The sequence below is a fragment of the Periweissella ghanensis genome (assembly GCF_918814755.1).
Classification (GTDB): domain Bacteria; phylum Bacillota; class Bacilli; order Lactobacillales; family Lactobacillaceae; genus Periweissella; species Periweissella ghanensis.
Map to the genome: position 1 here is coordinate 1 of NZ_CAKKNT010000066.1, position 512 is coordinate 512.

Sequence of the window (512 nt, forward strand, 5' to 3'; positions counted from 1 at the left end):
TTCAATTAGCTGGACGTGCTCTCGATACGGTCCGTATTCAATGTATCCGTAAATTGAGCGCCGATAAGCGCTCACGTGAATATAAAATTCTTAAGTCACACTGGCGCTTACTACATAAGTATAGTGCTAATTTAGAGCGCCAGAAACGGCGCTATCTCTATGGGCTCAACGAATACATGACGCAAGCTGAAGCTATAAATCTAGTCTTCAATAGATTCCCTAATTTAGAGCAAATCTGGAACATATATCAACAAATACTAGCCGCTATTCGTACCCGTAACGCACTTTTATTAGTAGAGATCTTTAACATTAAACCTAAAAATCTACCTGATGAGGCAGTAGTTCTGATTAAAACATTGAAGAAAAATATCAAGGGTATTAGCGAAAGTTGTGATTCACCATATTCAAATGGCCCTTTAGAAGGTTTAAATCGTAAAATAAAACAAATCAGTCGAAGCGGTTATGGCTATCGAAACTTAGCCAATTTTTTTAATCGTATTCGATTAGAATTG

Annotated in this window: 1 protein-coding gene; it reads left to right on the plus strand. The window is 36.9% G+C overall.

Annotated features, from left to right (window positions below):
* Positions 1–512, plus strand: a 512-nt coding sequence (locus LQZ76_RS10015) for a transposase (RefSeq protein WP_290368176.1), incomplete at both ends; no start/stop codon positions are given.